General features: G+C 50.1%; 16 protein-coding genes. All 16 read right to left on the bottom strand.

All coding sequences use genetic code 11. The features are described from left to right. Nucleotides 1-8: 8 nt before the first annotated feature. Nucleotides 9-1,094, bottom strand: a complete 1,086-nt coding sequence (locus E0698_RS00760; RefSeq protein WP_192510275.1) for an AI-2E family transporter — start codon at nucleotides 1,092-1,094, stop codon at nucleotides 9-11. Between the two features lie 259 nt (nucleotides 1,095-1,353). Then, nucleotides 1,354-2,136 carry an ABC transporter permease gene (locus E0698_RS00755; RefSeq protein ID WP_134910796.1) on the bottom strand — a complete coding sequence of 261 codons (783 nt, stop codon included), beginning with the start codon at nucleotides 2,134-2,136 and terminating at the stop codon, nucleotides 1,354-1,356. Then, a complete protein-coding gene (locus E0698_RS00750; protein WP_192510274.1) occupies nucleotides 2,129-3,049 on the bottom strand; it encodes an ABC transporter ATP-binding protein in 921 nt (306 codons plus the stop codon). The genes E0698_RS00755 and E0698_RS00750 overlap by 8 nt, the downstream gene beginning before the upstream one ends. A gap of 109 nt (nucleotides 3,050-3,158) precedes the next feature. After that, complete coding sequence (locus tag E0698_RS00745) at nucleotides 3,159-3,650, bottom strand: hypothetical protein (protein WP_149094471.1); 492 nt, start codon at nucleotides 3,648-3,650, stop codon at nucleotides 3,159-3,161. 138 nt (nucleotides 3,651-3,788) lie between these two features. Beyond that, complete coding sequence (locus E0698_RS00740) at nucleotides 3,789-4,766, bottom strand: LCP family glycopolymer transferase (RefSeq protein WP_192510273.1); 978 nt, start codon at nucleotides 4,764-4,766, stop codon at nucleotides 3,789-3,791. Between the two features lie 15 nt (nucleotides 4,767-4,781). Next, a complete protein-coding gene (locus E0698_RS00735) occupies nucleotides 4,782-6,122 on the bottom strand; it encodes a UDP-glucose dehydrogenase family protein (RefSeq protein WP_192510272.1) in 1,341 nt (446 codons plus the stop codon). Nucleotides 6,123-6,173: 51 nt separating this feature from the next. Next, a complete protein-coding gene (locus E0698_RS00730) occupies nucleotides 6,174-6,983 on the bottom strand; it encodes a WecB/TagA/CpsF family glycosyltransferase (RefSeq protein ID WP_192510271.1) in 810 nt (269 codons plus the stop codon). Beyond that, nucleotides 6,961-8,166, bottom strand: a complete 1,206-nt coding sequence (locus E0698_RS00725) for a glycosyltransferase (RefSeq protein WP_149094632.1) — start codon at nucleotides 8,164-8,166, stop codon at nucleotides 6,961-6,963. The genes E0698_RS00730 and E0698_RS00725 overlap by 23 nt, the downstream gene beginning before the upstream one ends. A gap of 158 nt (nucleotides 8,167-8,324) precedes the next feature. Beyond that, nucleotides 8,325-9,554: a glycosyltransferase family 4 protein gene (locus tag E0698_RS00720; RefSeq protein ID WP_192510270.1), complete on the bottom strand. Its 1,230-nt coding sequence runs from the start codon at nucleotides 9,552-9,554 to the stop codon at nucleotides 8,325-8,327. A 517-nt stretch (nucleotides 9,555-10,071) separates the two neighbouring features. Next, nucleotides 10,072-11,334 (bottom strand): hypothetical protein, encoded by a 1,263-nt coding sequence (locus E0698_RS00715; RefSeq protein WP_192510269.1) that lies wholly within the window; start codon nucleotides 11,332-11,334, stop codon nucleotides 10,072-10,074. Next, nucleotides 11,321-12,664, bottom strand: a complete 1,344-nt coding sequence (locus tag E0698_RS00710) for a flippase (RefSeq protein ID WP_192510268.1) — start codon at nucleotides 12,662-12,664, stop codon at nucleotides 11,321-11,323. The genes E0698_RS00715 and E0698_RS00710 overlap by 14 nt, the downstream gene beginning before the upstream one ends. 122 nt (nucleotides 12,665-12,786) lie before the next feature. Further along, nucleotides 12,787-13,776, bottom strand: coding sequence for a GDP-mannose 4,6-dehydratase (gmd, locus tag E0698_RS00705; protein ID WP_192510267.1), 990 nt, complete (start codon nucleotides 13,774-13,776; stop codon nucleotides 12,787-12,789). A gap of 21 nt (nucleotides 13,777-13,797) precedes the next feature. Further along, entirely contained in the window at nucleotides 13,798-14,736 is a 939-nt protein-coding gene (gene fcl / locus E0698_RS00700) for a GDP-L-fucose synthase (RefSeq protein WP_134910805.1), read from the bottom strand. 31 nt (nucleotides 14,737-14,767) lie between these two features. Continuing rightward, on the bottom strand, nucleotides 14,768-15,466 hold the full coding sequence (locus tag E0698_RS00695) for a sugar transferase (protein WP_192510266.1): 699 nt from the start codon (nucleotides 15,464-15,466) through the stop codon (nucleotides 14,768-14,770). 86 nt (nucleotides 15,467-15,552) lie between these two features. Then, nucleotides 15,553-16,239 carry a CpsD/CapB family tyrosine-protein kinase gene (locus E0698_RS00690; RefSeq protein ID WP_134910807.1) on the bottom strand — a complete coding sequence of 229 codons (687 nt, stop codon included), beginning with the start codon at nucleotides 16,237-16,239 and terminating at the stop codon, nucleotides 15,553-15,555. Continuing rightward, nucleotides 16,220-16,969 (bottom strand): YveK family protein, encoded by a 750-nt coding sequence (locus E0698_RS00685; RefSeq protein ID WP_134910808.1) that lies wholly within the window; start codon nucleotides 16,967-16,969, stop codon nucleotides 16,220-16,222. The genes E0698_RS00690 and E0698_RS00685 overlap by 20 nt, the downstream gene beginning before the upstream one ends. Between the last annotated feature and the right edge of the window lie 288 nt (nucleotides 16,970-17,257).

Here is a 17,257-nt window from a genome sequence, read left to right as displayed (position 1 = left end):
TCCTTCATTCATTCCATCATATCCTCTACCCTGTGTTCCAAAAATAAATGATACACCTTGCGTATCACTATTTTAGCGCACATGTACAGCGGAAGAACCAAAACGATACCCAAAATGCCAAGCAAGTCACCACCGACCAATAACAGTATAACGACAGTCAGCGGATGAATATCCAGTTGCTTGCCAAACACAACAGGTGACAACCAATTGTCCTGAATTTGCTGGGCAGCGATCACGACGACCAGCGACCAGATCGCCATGGAAGGTGATTCAAGAAACCCGATAATGACGACGGGTATGGAAGCCGCCACAGCCCCCACATAAGGGATAAAATTGAGAAAAATCGAAATGACCGCGAGCAGCAAGGCGTAAGGCAGACCGATGATTAGAAAGCCAAGGAACATCATAATACCCAGCGCGACATTTATCAGCACCCGACTCACGATAAAGCTGCTGAGCGCACTGTCGATATCCTCCATGACCTCCAGCGCGTCCTTGTGATATTTTTTAGGAAAGAAGTTTAGCATTTTGGGACCAAACTTGCTCCCCTCCTTCAGCATGTAATAGAGCAAAATCGGAAAGGTAGCCAAGACGATAAAAAAGTAGGATACGAACGATACCAGCTTAACCGAATAATCGGACAGAGCTGAAAAAGCCTCATTCAACGTATCCGACAGTCGTGACAGCGGATCTTCCCCCGGAGGCAGCACTTGTCTCAAGGATTGATTATGCCGCCATTGGCTCAATTGATCAACCAGACTGCTAATGAGCTTCGGCGCATTTTCAAATAAATTCGTTACCTGATCACGCAATGTAGGCCATACACCCCATGAGAAAATAAACAGCAGCGCGGCAATGACCAGATAAATCAGCAAAATGGAGACGGGACGCTTGATTTTTCTTCGTTCCATCACATCTACCACTGGCCTCAATAAATAGTAGAAAAAAAAGGACAGCATCAACGGTACAACCAGCAAGCTGACCAGAGATACGATGGGGCTGAATATAAAACTTACTTTGGTGCCCAAGTAAATGATGAGCAAGAGCATGACAATACCTGTAGTCAGGCGAAAAAAACGATTATTGGGCAGCATATCATGCAGCACCCCCTTCTGATCTGTTTCTCTCTACCTCTTTAAACGCAAAACGACCCTATTGATTGATTCTTGCTGAAAATAGGTTGCAATATACCCCGGCACGCATAATCTGTAGCGGTAATTGTATAGATACAGCGCCAAAACAGCGCAAAAAGGACGTGCAAATGGATAGCCATTTAACACGTCCTTTTTACTGCTTTCAGAATATGGTGAAATTCTCAAGTTATGAAAATCAGATCGAACCAGAGGATCGGGTTTAGGTTGAAACATCCCGTTTTACAAAAACTACCCAGGCAATTGCGATAAAAACTACATAATAGGCAGCCAGCACGGTGAGCGAAAAGGTCAAACCAGAACTTACCGTGCCCGGCGGCATTTCGAGATATTTTTTCAGGTCCATATGCGTAAACAGCACGTATTTGGTCCATTCATAACGATCTGTACTAAACAAACCGATTGAATTATAGATTGTTTTGGTGAACATCATGAACAAAGACAGGCCAATCGCCAAGGCGCTGGAACGAAAAACAGCGGACAGCATAAAAGCAAAGGCGATGGTCACGAATAGAGCGATATAGCTGTACAAGAAGTTCAGTGTTACATAAGATATCGGATCACTGAACGGCGGAATCGAACCGGCTGGCGTATCTTTGGATAACATCAGCCAAGAGGACAGCGAAACCATCGCTATTAAAATGAACGTTCCGAGCAAACTGAACAGGATGACCGATATATATTTGGACAAAAGAATTTTGCTGCGGGTCCAAGGGCGGATAAGCAGCAGCTTGATGGTTCCCCATGTAAATTCACCCGCCACCGAATCAGCCGCTACAATGACCGTAAACGTCGTATTGAGGAAAAATGTAAACATCGCCGTCAACACGATACCATCCCACACGCTGACCTGATCGGAAACCAGGGCAATCAGCATCGGAATCACAGCCGTGATGACCGCCAGCAGCCCTAGCATAATCCACGTCCGTACACGCAAGTAAATTTTAAGATTTTCGTTATGTACCAGCTTGAAGAAGTCAGCCAATGGACCCGCCTCCCGTCACTTCCAAGAATTGATCTTCCAACGTACGGGCCACCGGACGAATCGCATATACCTTGACTCCATTTGCAGTAAGAAGGCTGTTCATGTCTGCTATCTGCTCCCGCTCCAGATGCAGCAGCAGTTGATTGCCTTCGACGCGCCCTGCACTGGCAAGCGCATAGGCTTGCTGGGGATCATTCACTTCAAAAGCAATTTCCGCCGTCTGGGCCTCTCCACCTGTACTCTTTAGCTGCTTGATGTCAATCAGCCGTCCGCTTTGGATAATGGCGACACGGTCGCACATCAGCTCCATTTCGGACAACAAATGACTCGATACAAATACTGTAATTCCCTCGCTCCGGCTCAACTGTCGCAAATAATCCCGCAGTTCGCGGATACCCTGCGGGTCCAGACCGTTGGTCGGCTCGTCCAGCACGAGCAGCTTCGGCCGATGCAAGATCGCCTGTGCTACCCCGAGTCTCTGCCGCATTCCGAGCGAGTAGGTTTTGACTTTATCGTGAATCCGGTTTCCGAGTCCTACCAAACGGATCGCCTCATCTATGCGCTCCCTGGTAACCCCTGGTGACATTCTCGCAAAATGCTGCAAATTTTGATAGCCGGTCAGAAATTTGTACATCTCCGGGTTCTCCACAATCGCACCAACGTGGGAAACGGCCTTTTCAAAATCGGTTTTGATGCTATCTCCACAAATATGGATATCGCCCTTGCTGATCGAAATCAGACCAACCATCATACGGATGGTGGTTGTTTTTCCCGCACCGTTCGGTCCGAGGAAACCAAATACCTGCCCCGCTGGAACCTCCAGCGTCAGATCGTCCACAATCGCTTTTGAGGAAATGATTTTACTCACACCCTCCATACGTATGACGGGAAGCTGTCCTGTCGCTTGCTGCATGCTATGAAACTCCTTCCATCCGGAGTGAAGCTCTATTCTATTTTGCTGTTCATTTCCGGTTTTGGAAGTATTGTACCATATTTAACCTGTTAGAAACACTGCGTCCGATCTATTCCTTATCCTTGTATATCCAGAGCACCCGCCACTCTTCACCTTCCTGCGTCACATAACAAGGCTGTACGATATCAAAATTTCCGAACCGGGTCTTGTAATGCTGAGTAACTGTAATACGGTAAACCTTCCCCAGCTCGTCTCCACTCTGCTCTGTGCGAATATCATATTCAGCCTGCGGCTCTCCCAGCTCGAATGTGAACGTATCTGTCCCCATATCCTGCATAAACACATGCGCACGCTGCTGCACATACGTGGATTTTTCGAATTTCTTCTTCATTTGTGAATGAAAAAGCTCCCAGGAGCCTCCAAAATTACCTGACTGCTCCATCGTATAGAACTCATTCAGCGCTTCAACCGCCTGATCACCCTCACCCGTAGACATCACCCCGCGCAGACCCAGCCACAGCAGCCATAACAGCCCGCATATCAATGCAAAATACAGCAGCTTGCGGACGAACGCAGAAGCCGCTCTTCTTCTGAACAGCACAAATCGCCCCTCCCCTCAGTTGGACATCTACTGAATACTCTACAGATGTATGTAGGACAAGCCGAGTTTAGAAGAGCGTAGAAGAGAATAACGGGTGGGGTGACCTCCTTACAAGCCACCCGATTGCATTAGACAAGCCTAAGGTGATATCGCTGTGGTGAGCAAATGCTGCTCCATCAGTCCATGGATACGCTGGCGTTCCTGATCATCCACGATGTAATAATACACTCCGTTGATTTTGGTTCCATGGCCCTTCAACTCAACCATATCCGTCTGCCGTAGGGACGGGCCGATCCGGGTCAGGAAGGTCGTCATATCATCAAAGGTAATATCCGTGCGGATCTGCTCCCCCGCTGCCTGCAATATCGGTTTTACCTTTAGCAGTCCTTCCTTGCTGATTGCCTGTGCGAGAATTTGCTTGAGCAGCTCCCGCTGGCGGGCATTTCTCCCGAGGTCCCCACGCGGATCATCAAAACGCATCCGCGCATAGGACAACGCCTCAGTTCCGTTCAGCTTCAAGCTGCCCTGCGCAAAATGATGGCCCTCATATTGAAAATCGAGCGGATTGTTAACCGCGACTCCCCCCAAAAGGTCAACCATTTTTGCAAACCCTTCCATGTTCATTTGCACATAGTAATCCATCGGATGATTCAAGAAATGCTCTACCGTACGGATCGACATGTCCACGCCGCCGAAGGCAAAGGCATGATTGATTTTGTCCTCACGTCCTCTGCCGATCAGTTCTGTTCGCGTATCGCGCGGGATGTTGAACATCAATACAGTGCCTTCGGCGGGATTAACGGACAGGACGATCATCGTATCCGAGCGCCCCCGATCATGGGGACGCTGGTCCACGCCCAACACAAGCACGGTGAATGGCTTGAATTGGGATATGGCTGCCGGATTGGGCATACCCGAACCGTTGCCTGTAACTGCCGGGCGTGCCGCTCCGCCTGTTGTAAGGGTAGAAATCGCGGCGGGCTGCACGATACTACGCGGATGGTACATGGCATTTGCCGCCGTTTGAACGGAATGATATACGTAAGCGGTGTAAACACCAGCACTCACCATCAATAATGCAGCGGCCCCTAATGTTATTTTCAGCCATCGTTTCATACAGAGCCTCCCCCTTTACGGGTTCATTACAGACCGATGACGATCCATATCCAGATTGTTCATCTGCGGCCTGCCGACAGAATAGTATGCAAAGGCAGACTGCCTGATTTGCTCCTCACGGTACACATTGCGTCCGTCGATCATAATGGGATGCTTCATAAGCTCGTTCAGCTCGCCCAGCCCCACCTCACCAAATTCCTCCCACTCGGTTAGCAAGCACAGCGCGTCGCATCCTTCTGCCGCTTCTCGTGCGCTATTGGCCCACGTCACTTCCGAGCTGTCCAGCATTCTGCGGAAGTTTGCGGTAGCGACCGGGTCATACGCGCGAATTTGCGCCCCCGCTTCCAGAAGCGACTGCATAATATCCAGTGCTGGAGCATCTCTTACGTCATCTGTATTAGGCTTGAATGCCAGCCCCCATATGCCAATCGTGGCTCCTTCCAGATCACCCAGCGCTTCTTCCAGCTTACGAATTACATTAAAGCGCTGCCCCTGATTCACTTCCACCACGGATTTCAGCAGCTTGAATTCATAATCCACATTGCCCGCAATCTGGATCAGCGCCTGTGTATCCTTGGGAAAACAAGAGCCGCCATAGCCGATGCCTGCGGACAGAAAAGAGGAACCGATCCGCTGATCCAGCCCCATGCCGTGTGCCACACGCGTGACGTCTGCGCCCACTTTCTCACAGATATTCGCAATCTCATTAATAAACGAAATTTTAGTCGCCAAAAAAGCGTTCGACGCGTACTTGATCATCTCCGCCGAACGGATATCTGTGGTCAAAATATTTGTCGTCAGCGGCTCATGCAGCGTACACAGCACAGCGGCGACATGAGGATCGGATGCCCCGATCACGATGCGGTCCGGCTGGAGCGTATCTGCTACCGCCGAGCCTTCACGTAAAAATTCAGGAACCGAAGCCACGCCAAAAGAGTAGTTTGTGCGGCTCGCGATCAGGCTGTGAATACGATCATTGGTTCCGACAGGCACCGTGCTTTTGGTGACAATCACTTTGTAGCCATTCATGGCGTCTGCCACCTCGCGTGCGGCTCCTTCAATATAGGACAGGTTTGCTTCCCCGCCCGGCAACGAAGGTGTACCCACTGCCAAAATAACAATCTCCGCTCCCTCTACCGCAGATGCGGTATCTGTTGTAAAGGTCAGGCGTCCCTGCTCGACATTATCCTGGATCAAGCCTTTTAAGCCCGGCTCATAAATCGGTACTTTTCCTTCATGAAGCTGACTAATTTTGTCCTCATTCTGGTCGACACAGACGACCGTATTCCCGAGCGCAGCAAAACAGACTCCCGATACCAGTCCGACATACCCTGCACCAATTACACATAGCTTCAAAACGGCTCCCCCTTTTACATACTGTCTCGCTGAATTACGCTTTTACCAGCTTCACTTCTCTACGCCTCTCCCTGCATGCCGATTATGATGGAGCGTAAGCCGTTTGTTCCGCCGATAGGATTTGAGAAATCGGTATACATACACCGGATTGTTATAAACGTATCTCTTCCACAACCGTTTCGGCTCGCTAATCAGGCGGTACAGCCACTCCAGCCCCAGCTTTTGTATCATTAGCGGCGGTCTGCGAACCTTTCCGGTGATATAGTCAAAGGCCGCTCCTACACCAATCATCACGCCACGGATGCGGTCTTTGTTACGATACATCCATATTTCCTGCTTCGGACAGCCCAAGCTGACGAAAACGATATGCGCACCTGACGAGTTGATGTCATGAATAATCTGCTCTTCCTCATCCGGCCGAAGCTCCCGAAATGGCGGTGAAAAGCCACCTGCGATGCGGATTTCTGGGTAGTCCTGCTCCACTCTTTCCTTCAAGCTGTCCAGCGTATCCGGCGTGCTGCCGTAAAAATAAATACTTAATCCTGTCTGCGGCGCGCGTTCGCACAACTTGAGCATCAGACTGGGGCCGTCTACCCGGTCCTGACACTCAAATCCGTACAGCTTGAGCGCCCATACCAGCGGCATACCATCCGGGGTACACAAATCTGCACGCGCGAGTGCTTCGTGGAACTCGGATTGATTTCCGGCTGTAACAATGGAATGCGTGTTGCAGATACATACATAGCTGTCCTTGCGCCCGACGGCCCACTGCTCCACCGTGTGTACTGTTTCCTGAAACGTAAGCGCCGCAATATCTGCGTCCGCAATCCTTCCGACTCTATACTGGGGCAGCTGCTTCATAATCACGCTCCTCTATCGCCTCGCTGTATATGGCCATCAGTTGCTCGTAATTCACTTCTTCTGTATAGCGTGCAGCATATATTTCCGATACCTTCTGTCTCATGGCTGGATAGTTTTCATAGGCTGTCGCACGACGGATTACGGCACTTATATGTTCCATATCATCATGTTGGAAATGGAACCCGGTCACTCCATCCTCCACCACTTCCTCCAGTGCCCCGATTCGGCTGCACAACACCGGGGTTCCCACGGAATAGGACTCTACGATGGTCATGGGAAAGCCTTCATACCAAATGGAAGGGACCATGACATACATGGCCCGGCTCATGCAATCCAGCACCGTGTCTCCATCCTGCTTGCCGAGAAAACGAATGTCCTCCTGTGGATAAGCGGCAGCCAGTTCAGCCTTTTCCGGGCCATCCCCAATGATGACCAGTCTCAAGCCGCCCCGATCTTCCACCTGTGTCCAGGCTTGCAGCAGATTACGCACCCCTTTTTCAGCTGAGATCCGCCCCACAAACAACAAGTAACGATCATCCGGGTCATACACGGCTTCCACCTCTTTACGTTGGATAAAGTTAGGCTTTACCGCGATACGATCTGGTGGAATGCCGCTTTCGGCAAATTTGTCCCTTGCAAACTTGGTCAGCGCAATATATCGGTTTACTTTGTGCTGCCATGTGCCAATCAGATCGTTGAACTTGATCATCGCCGCCACCGGAATCGTCTGTAGCTGTGAGTCCCGGTAGCACCCGTGGCGGATGGAATGCAGCAACGTGCCGTGCAGGCATTTTTCACAAACCTCATTCCCTCGCATAAAGGTCGCCGCCGGACAAATCAGCCTGTAATTATGCAGCGTCTGGACGACCGGAATCCCTAATCGTTCACAGGCATGATAGACGGAAGGCGAAATAACCGGAAAAAAGTTATGCACATGCACCACATCCGGCTTCACCCGCAGAAGCAGCTTTTTGATTCTTTTAAACTCTGGCAGGGACCATGCCGCCTCGACTGCCAGCTTTGCCATGTTAATCAACCCTTTGCTTTGGATGCTGTCGTTATGCACATAATAGTGCTCTGTCTCAATCCCTCTGGAGCGCAGCATAGCCAATTCCTGCTCAACAACCTTGTCTTCTCCCCCGCTTTGCTGATAAAAGTTATGGATGACCAGCACCCTGCCCACCGTTTTATGGCTATGTTCACGTCGATGGACATGGCTTGCTGTATCCGATAATGGTGATGATATGTCGGACTGAGGGACCTCCCCCTGAACATGATGATGGTCTAGGTTTGAAGCCTGTTCACGCACTGGGGACCTCGTCTGTATGCTGATCTGTTTGCTCACGTGGCTGTCCCTCTTTCCTGCCCGGATTGCATAGGATGGTGCATAGGCTGCATCGGTTGTATCCGTGAGTGACTTAGCATTTCTTCCGCAATACGATCCCACGACATACGCTCAACTGTAAGAAACGCCTGCTCCGCCATACTTCGTCTAAGCTCAGCATTGTCCAACAATTCAGAGACTCGACTCACCCATTCCTCCTCTGAAAAGCTGCTCAGGATCACTCCGCTCACTCCGTCCTCGATCAAGGTAACCGAACCACCATTCACCGAAGAAATAATCGGGACACGAAACAGCATACTTTCCAGCAGCACCATACCGAAAATATCGTAATGAGTCGGGAACAGCATCACATCCGCCGCTCCATAAATCTGCCACAGATGCCGCTGCTCCACTCTTGGAAAATGCAAAATACTGTCCGTCAGCCCAAGCTCATGGGCATAGGCCCAATAGCGATCCGTATCCGCTTTACGCCCATCCCCGACGATTAACAAAAGGCAACAGGGATGCTTTTGAAGTATCTTTTTGAACACGCCTAGCATAAAACGTATATTTCTCCGCTCCTCCAGCACGCCGACATACAGTAGCACCGGACGATCCCCGAGCCGCCTCAGCTCATCCGCGACCTCAGGATTTTTCTCCCGGCCTTCGCTTTTGTCGTTGCCGCTGTTGTCATTGTTGAACTTTCCCTCCACTTTGCTGCGGTCCAGTCCAACCCCAAGGGTGACGACGTTGTGAAAGCCTTTATCCTCCAGATAGCGCTTGGCAAGATCGGATTTGACATAGGTACAGCGTAGAGACTTTGCCACCTTCGGCAGTAGCAGGGTATCGTACAATCTTCGGATCAGCGCATGTGTGTTATCCCGGTACGGGCCGTGATACAGCACCAGCTTCTCGGGACATTTGCGGGAAAGCAGATAAGTCATGATCTGGTTGTATTCTGTGGAAATGACCAAATCATAAGCAGCCAAAAACGAATCCTTGAGGACATCCCTATAGATGCTGTTGCTCAGGAACTTAAACCCGTGGAGCCAGATGATGCGCAATGTGCAGCCTTCGTGACGGTATACCTGCTCCAGATGGGTTTCCTTGTGGTCGTTGTAGTAGACAATGTCGCAATCGAAGCCTTTCCGAACGAGTGCTTTACCCAAGCCGACTTCCTGCAAATTGTATGAGGCCCCGTTCACCTTGCTGGCAAAATTGCGAAGATACAATATTTTTCGAATCATCATTAGACTCCTGCCATTTCATATTGGGTGAGTTATGGGAGTGCGGGGTGAGAACGCTACGTGGATGGATCATTCTTCCGATCGCTGTTACCCCCGGATTTCATCTGACTGTATAAACCCTTTAAAGGGTGAAATCCGGGGGTAAAGGCGAACGCTATCGCTTCTTCAGAACGATTCCATCCACTCCGCTGCTGACCGCCGTGTCCATAAAGTCACCCTAATTTAAAAAAAGGGAACTTAGGGCATGAAGTGCCCGGCGAAAGATTTACGGCGATAGAGCGAAGCTATCGCCGGGCGGGCTCTACCTTCCCCCACCCTATGGGCTGGGGGAAATTCTTTTTGGCGGCGGTGAGTAGCGGAGGGTAGGATTTGAATCTGGAGAAGCGTCAGCGTTCGCCTTTGACGTGGGATTCTGCCCTCTACAGGGCTTATTTAATCCAGGGAATCCCACGTCAACAGCGATCGGAAGATCAAATGCTACTCGAAGCGCCTTACACCGACAGTCGTAGCTAGGAGATCAAACCCTACCCGAAGCGGCTTCCCCCCTCCAAACCGAATGCTCCCGCTGCTTTTCTTCCGTCATCTGCATATTAAAATGGTCTGCTCCTTTAAGCTGGGCAGCCGCCATATCCGCCACCAATGTCACGCTCGACTCCATCGGGACAAAACGGTATTTATAAGCCGTAAGCCGATGGTCCGTTTCATGAAATAAAATATCCTGCGCGTAGTTGCCCCAACGATCCTTGGGCATTAAGTCAATCGTCATGCCGGCATGTGCGGAGGGCAGCAGCATATTGGAGCCGTGAATGCCGATCACTAATCGGCTGGCTGCATACACCTCGCATACCCGCAGCTCACTTTCCCGGTCGAAGCGTGCGACACGTTCGTCCGTAATCCATGCCGGGAAGCTCCCCGTGCGACCCAATCCGGCAACCGTAAAACGGTAATCCGGAAAGGATTCCAGCAGCCTGCGGAACAACCGGATGATTTTGCGGCGCTGATGATAAATCAGCGGTTTAAGCCAACGTTTGAGCTGCGGAAATTTCTGTATTGCCCGTGCGATATGATGGCTGCCGCTCCACAAGCGGTCTTCCCTCCATACAAAGGTAATGCGCGGCTCCGATTCACGGCCATCCTCATAACGCGGGACACCCGTAAACTGCTCAATATCGAACTGGCTGGGGTGTGAATACGCCGGACTGACATAGACCTCATCAAAACGTACCAGTTCCTCTATCATCCGATGATGCAGCACCGGATAGAAGTTGCGGGCCTTGCTGAACGGCACATCGACTGTCCAGATTTCAGCCACACATGCGGGAACCATCCACTCCAGCGATTTTTGCACAATAACGACGATGCCCAGCTCCGGCGATTGTTCATATTCCCGCTGTACATTCAGCAGCTTGAGCAAGGCGTGACCATACAAATAATCAATCGTATTGACGATGATGACGCGCTTAAAGGGTTTCATTGTATGCACAGTCATGCCGACCGCCAAATCATAGGAAGGACTCAGCAACGATTGCCGCAAGGGCTCTCCGAGCCATTTTCTCGACTTTGCATCTCCAGTCAATGTATAGTTGGGCATTTCTACCCGATAGGGTGAATACGTGGCATGACCAACCCGCATATCCTCGATATATTCACGTCCACAGCCTTCACACCAAGTGCTGACACATACATGAATTCCCTGCCACAGCACCTCTCCGCCCCGTACCTTACCTCCACAATGCGGACACTGCCCCTCATGCTGAACAAACGGTTTAATGGGTATCATGATTGTTCTCTCCAACTTTCGGTACTGTAATGTGAACACGCCAGAAGGTCAGGATCGACTTCATCATCCAGCCCAAATTGGCTTTGACTTCCTTAAACAGCAAATCTAATAAAAATACAGATATCGTAAAAGACAAGATGGTCGCCACCAGCGAGCCTCGAACACCAAGCAATGGGATAAGCGCATAATTTAAAGCCACATTCGTGACCGCACCCACGATCGAGGTCAGCAGCGTATATTTGAACAAATTTTCATTCGTGATAAACAAGCTTTTGGCAACACTGAAATTGGTAAAAAACAGACGAATCGCAAACAGCGACAGCAACGAGCCAGCCTCGGTAAATTCCCGCCCATACAGCACGACTACCACCCATTGGGACAGAAAAAATAACGGTATCGAGGTCACCAGAAAGCAAATAAACATCAGTCGGTACACGTTGGACAACGTTTGTCTGTATTCGTCGCTCCCTTTCATCTTGGAACGGGTCACCACCGGGGCATATGCTGTGGTAAGAACGACCGGAATGAAGCCCAGCACTTCAATGAGACGGAGCGCAACAGAATATTGCCCCACCGCCGCATCTCCCAGCATCTCGCCGATAATGACCTGATCGATCCGTGCCTGTACATATACAGCGGAGGATGACAAAATAAGCGGCCAACTGTGATTCATGATTCGTCGTGCTGTGGTTAGGCTGAACGTCCACTTGTGTACATGCCGTCCTTCCTTACGGAAGAAATACAGCAGAATCAGACTTCCGAGCAGAAACTCTCCATGAGCGCACAGCGCCACCACCCATATGGGGACACCGGACAACAATAAAATGATTTTAACGGTGGAGCTGAGGACAAAGGCTGTGTTCTTGGCAATGACCGTGTATTTGGACAACATCTGCGCCCGAAACCAGTAGTCGATGATATCGAACAACTGAAACACCGAGGCCGTTGCCAGAATCAGATTGATCAACCGTACGGAACTATCCTCCGGTCTGAGCAGCGAAATGAAGGAGCAGGACAGGACAATGGCTACCAAAGTACCCACCAGCTTCAGCAGAATCGCCGTACCCAATAACTCATGCTCATCCTTGGGGTCCTTGACGAGATCGCGCACCAATATGGAATCAAAACCAAGCGTCGTGAAGATCAGGAACATCCCGAAAAAAGATTCCGCATAATTCCATTTCCCCAGTTCCTCCGGTCCGAGCACTCTCGCCATGATAATGCTGACCGCCAGCCCAAACACCATGCGGATCATTTTGTCGCCGAACAGCCAAGACGTATTCACCAGCAGACTTCTGCGCGGTTTGGCACGATTTTTGACTAATGTCATAAGCTCTACTCCATCTTGAAAAATGACCTTTCGCACGGCTTCATAGCATGCTGTTCTGCCGATGCGACTACAATAATGTACAGCGAAGAGACCTCCCGGCAAGCGGGTGGCCCCTCCATGTCTTATACGACGACGGAAGCTTCGACCGCAGCCTGTCTTTTTACCCGCTCCAAGTCTGTGTCCACCATCATATGAATGAGCTGTTCGAAGCCTACCTCCACTCGCCAGCCCAGCTTTTCCTTCGCCTTGGCGCAATCGCCGAGCAGTAGATCCACCTCTGCCGGACGGACAAACTGAGGATCAATGACGACATAATCCTCATAGTTCAGACCTACATGGGAAAAGGAAATTTGCAGCAGTTCGCGGACGGAATGCATTTCTCCCGTGGAAATGACGTAATCATCCGGTTGATCCTGCTGGAGCATCATCCACATCGCCTTAACATAATCTCCTGCAAAACCCCAGTCCCGTAGCGAATCCAGATTCCCCATGCGCAGCTCCTGCTGCAAACCCAGCTTGATACGGGCTACAGCGTCCGTCACTTTGCGTGTTACAAACTCCAGCCCACGGCGGGGCGACTCATGATTGAACAAAATGCCGGAGCATGCAAACATATCAAAGCTTTCGCGGTAGTTCACCGTGATCCAATGACCGTACACTTTGGCGACACCGTAAGGGCTGCGCGGGTAAAATGGGGTCGTTTCTGTCTGCGGCGTCTCCAGCACCTTGCCGAACATCTCACTGCTCGACGCCTGATAAAAGCGCGTATCCGGCTTGGCAATCCGTACCGCCTCCAGCATATTGGTGACGGATAGCGCTGTAATCTGCCCGGTAGCTAAGGGCTGCGGCCATGAGGCCGCGACGAAGGATTGGGCAGCCAGGTTATAGACCTCATCCGGGTCAGACTGACGCACGGCTTCGATGAGCGAGGCCAGATCGGTCATATCGCCGGAAAGCCAATGAATGTCATTCTGGATATGTGCCACATTTTCAAAGTTCGGCGTACTGGTGCGTCTGCGTACCCCGTACACCTCATAATCTTTGGACAGCAGCAACTCAGCCAGATAAGATCCGTCCTGTCCGGTAATCCCTGTGATCAGCGCTTTTTTCATTCCTATTCCTCCACCGTTTTTTTATTGTTCAACCAGATCCAGACCTTGAAATGCCTGATAGACAGACCTTAATCCCTCTTCCAGTGAAATACGCGCCGACCAGCCCAGCCCGGAAATTCGGGACACATCCACCAGCTTGCGCGGTGTGCCATCGGGAGCGGACGTGTTAAAGGTAATTTCCCCCTCATAACCGACGACTTCCTTCACCCGTTCAGCCAGCTCCCGGATGGAAATATCCTCCCCAACGCCGATGTTCACAATCTCATTTCCCTCATAGCTATTCATCAGGAACAGACAGGCTTCCGCCAAATCATCCGAATGAAGAAATTCACGGCGTGGTGTGCCGGAGCCCCATACTTCGACTGTCGGGGACTGATTCAGCTTGGCTTCGTGAAACTTGCGGATGAGCGCAGGCAGCACATGAGAGGTCTGAAGATCAAAATTGTCGCCCGGACCGTACAAATTCGTAGGCATCACCGAAATAAAACGGGTTCCATATTGACGGTTATAGGACTGGCACATTTTAATCCCGGCAATTTTAGCGATAGCATAAGCCTCATTCGTTGGCTCCAGCTCACCTGTGAGCAGATATTCCTCCCGCAACGGCTGCGGGGCAAATTTGGGATAAATACAGGTCGACCCGAGGAACAGCAGCTTGCTCACATTCGCCCGGTATGCTGCATCAATTACATTCGTCTGTATGAGCAGGTTGTCACGGATAAAATCCGCCGGGTAATCATTGTTCGCCAAAATCCCGCCAACCTTGGCTGCTGCCAAAAATACATAGTCCACCGATTCGGTTTCGAAAAAATGGTCTACCGCCTCCTTGTTGCGCAGATCCAGCTCACTGCTTGTGCGGGTGATCAGGTTACGATAGCCTGCTTTGCTCAATGCCCGAGCAATTGCAGATCCCACCAGTCCGTTGTGTCCTGCTACATATATGTTGGAATAAAGATCCATGCTTTCCCCTACCCTTCCTGTTGGAGTGAATTTAATACGCATCGTTGGAGCCCAATAGCACCCGGAATGTTTTCAGCATGATGATGATATCTGTGCGCAAACTGCGTCTGGATATGTATTCCAGATCCAGCTCTACCATCTGGTTAAAGCTCAGATGATTACGACCGCTGATCTGCCATAGGCCGGTACAGCCTGGCGTAACGGTCAGACGCAGCTTATCCCTTACCGTATAGTCATGGACTTCTCTGGGTAGCGGGGGTCTAGGCCCTACCAGACTCATCTGCCCACGCAGCACATTCAGCAGTTGCGGCAGCTCGTCAATACTCGTTCTGCGGAGAAAGCGCCCAATTCGGGTGATACGCGGATCATCCCTCATTTTGAACATTGCACCCTCGATTTCATTCTCCAGCAGCAGCGCAGACAATCTGTCCTCGGCATCGGACACCATGGAACGAAATTTGATCATGCGAAACGGCCGCTCATTTTTACCAATACGAACCTGATAAAATAACGCGCTTCCTCTCGGGTCCTCCAGCTTAATCAGCAAAATCACGAGCAGAAATACCGGGCACAGCACGATTAATCCAATGAACGACAGCATGATGTCCATACTTCGCTTCACGAACGGATATACGCTCAATCCTTGCCGACGTTCAAGCCCATGATCGACCGAATACACTTCCACTGATGCACTCAAAGCTTCGGCCTCGTTCGAGTGGGAAGAAGACACTGCTCATCACCTCGATTTCCGATATATTAGTATTATTTATTCATTGTTAAAAGAATTTTATTAACTTTCATTTCCCTTGTTGCTGCTCATGTCAGGTTGCGTTCCTCCATGCCGCGTTCGGCACGAGTATTTGATCGTTTCACGTTGTTGAGCACCACGCCCAAAATACGTGCCTTTACTCTTTCCAAATTTGCCTTTGCTTTCTTAACGAGATCCTTTTTGACCTTTCCTGCCTGTACCACCAAAATCACTCCGTCACACATAGCGCTTATAATGAAGCCATCCGGAAAGGACAGCAATGGCGGCGTATCCATTAAAATCACATCATAATGCTCCTTCAGCTCAGCCAATAGAGCGTTCATTCTGCGAGAGCTGAGCATTTCGGACGGATTCGGCGGAGTCGGTCCGGCTGTAATGGCATACAGATGGTCGATCCCGGTTTCCTGAACCACATCCTGCCATGGCTGCTGGTTGGCCAGGACCCGCGTCAGACCGGTATGATTACGCAAGCCGAACATGTGGTGCAAGGAAGAGCGGCGTAAATCCATGTCCATAACCAGCACCTTTTTTCCCTCTTGCGCATACGTTACAGCCAAATTGCTAATCGTGACCGTCCTGCCTTCACCCGCCTGAGCTGACGCCACCATCATAACCTCAATCGGCTCGTCTACAGAGGAAAACTGGATGTTCGTGCGAAGCATACGGTACTCCTCCGAAACGGAAGATTGGGCATGCAGGGATGTGACGAGCTGGTTATTGATTAATCGCGGCATATTGTCCTTCACCTACCTGTTTGGGAGTTGTAGCGGAACCGTCAGAGCGTCTGTCTTCTTTTTTCATTTTCGTAATCAGGGACAAGGTAGGCAGGCCGAGTTCTTTTTCAACGTCCTCTTCATTTTTAAAGGTATCGTCCAGCACTTCCAGCAAAAACGCCAAGCCTATACCCAGCAGCAAGGAGGCGGCAAAAGCAATAAGCATCTGTATAGCGGGATTACTGTTCACAGGAACAGCCGGTTCACTCAGACTGGCTTCGCTTAGAATCGTGACGTTGTCCATTTTCATGATAGAGGGGATTTGTCGTTTGAATACTTTGGCTACCGCATTTACGGTTTTGACAGCCTTCGTATACGATAAATCGCGGATTGTTAAATCCATGACCTGCGAATCACCTGCGGTGTTTACTCTTAATTTTTGCGTCAGAGCTGACGGAGTGACCTTGAGATCGGGGAAACTGGCGACCACCTGGTCCATAATTGCCGAGGACATCATAATTTGCTTATAGGAGTTCGTTAAGGCTATATTCGTTTGGACGACACTGTAATCGACGAAACCCGCCCGATCCGGCCTTGGCGTCTGGTTGATAATAAGCTTCGCCGTCGCTTCATAAACCTGAGGGGTAAAATATACATTTTTCACGCCCACGACAGCACATACCAACAATACGATACCGCCAATTAACCATATTCTTTTTCGGATCATACGAATGTACTCTTTCAACTGCACAAGACCAGTCCTCCCTGATTGACTTGTTTTCGATGCGATGACGCTTGTACTGATCCTCTGCATAGCATGACCATATAATCTATAGTAAAATGTTGTATAATAGCGCATAGAAGGTCTAGCCAACGAATTTGCACAAGTGCTAAACCATCCGTGGCCTCCCAGGGTATATGAACGATAGCATATGGATAAAACTATAAAACAACGATACGTTATGTATCCTACATAACTAATTTATGATACAAAACGTATCTTGTCAAGCGTAAAATTGCTTTTTTTTTACTTTCTCAA

The sequence above is a fragment of the Paenibacillus sp. 23TSA30-6 genome, assembly GCF_014858585.1.
In the GTDB taxonomy this organism is placed as follows: domain Bacteria; phylum Bacillota; class Bacilli; order Paenibacillales; family Paenibacillaceae; genus Paenibacillus.
The sequence above is the reverse complement of the archived record's forward strand: the minus strand, read 5'-3'. Positions and strand labels throughout refer to the sequence as shown.